This is a genomic window from Candidatus Magnetobacterium casense, assembly GCF_019173545.1.
Taxonomy (GTDB): Bacteria; Nitrospirota; Thermodesulfovibrionia; order Thermodesulfovibrionales; family Magnetobacteriaceae; genus Magnetobacterium; species Magnetobacterium cryptolimnobacter.
Map to the genome: position 1 here is coordinate 1 of NZ_JABXWD010000691.1, position 1,308 is coordinate 1,308.

Sequence of the window (1,308 nt, forward strand, 5' to 3'; positions counted from 1 at the left end):
ATCAACTGTCCGTTGTCTGCCACCGCCTTGAGTATTTGCTCTCTCCAGGTGGCAATCACGGCCTCCGGTTCCGTGAGGATGTGTTGCAACAGGGTTCGAAATGCCTCAATCAAGGCAGAGTAGGGTATGTTGCGCTGGTATTGATCGAACTTGCCTGAGATAAAATGTCCGCGTTTTTCTACGATAGGCCTGTGGATTTCAGCAACGAGGGAGGACTTTCCGATACCGGAGTATCCGCTTACCAGTATCAGTTCGGACTTACCTGCCTGCGTGCGGTTAAAGCCCTCCAGCAAGACCTGTATATCTCTCTGTCGGCCATAGAGTGTATGGGGGATATGAAACTGTTCAAAGTGGTCGTTTTTTCCCAGGACAAAGTGAGAGATCCGTTGTGAGGCTTCCCATTGCCCACGGCAGATTTCCAGGTCATGTTTCAGCGACAGTGCGCTCTGATAGCGTGCCTCTGCGGTCTTGTTCATCAACCGTCCGATGATCCCCACCAGCATGTCGGGGACATTGACGTCGGGTGGACATACATGTTCCCTGGCGATATGGCAATGCACCAGTTCTATGGGGTCTGTGCTGACAAAGGGCGGTGTCCCAAAAAGCATGAAATAAAATGTGACCCCCAGGGAATACAGGTCAGAGCGATAATCTACCGGACGATTCATCCTGCCGGTTTGTTCGGGGGAGATATAGGCCAGTGTTCCCTCCAGGACATTGGGGTTCAAAAGGCGCACCGTCTCGCGGCGAAGGGCGGTGGACAGACCAAAGTCAATCAGTTTGACTTGGCCGGTCTTGGGATTACACAGGACGTTGGATGGGTTGATGTCTTTGTGGATGACCCTCCGGCGATGAACCACCGACAGGCAATCGGCCATCTGCACTGCAAGGGACAAAAACACTGAGACATCCAGCCCGCTGGACGATATCATACTATCGAGGGATTGTCCTCCGAAGTCCTCCATGATCAAAAACCAGGTGCCGTGATATTTCTCCAGGGCATAGACCTTGATAATTCCGGGGTCGTCAAATGACCCGGCAATTTCATACTCCCGCTGAAATCCTGCCAGTTTGTGTGGCAGCGGATAGTCCTCCCGCAGTCGTTTGAGGACTACAGGCTGTCGTGTATCCTTGTGGGTCGCCCGGTACACCAGAGAATTGGAACTCTCGTAGATAAGCTCCGGGTTGTTATAGTCTGATATCTGCTGCATCCTCAAAAGAAGAGAGAAGGAGGGCGGCTCCGCCCCCTCCTCAGACCTCCCCCGCAAGGGGTCACAGACCCCTTGACCCCATCTTGCGGGGGGTTGT

General features: G+C 53.3%; 1 protein-coding gene. It reads right to left on the bottom strand.

Annotated elements, in window-relative coordinates:
- A partial coding sequence (locus HWQ67_RS18780; RefSeq protein WP_218254222.1) for a serine/threonine-protein kinase occupies positions 1–1,211 on the bottom strand: 1,211 nt, incomplete at its 3' end.
- Positions 1,212–1,308 lie beyond the last annotated feature (97 nt).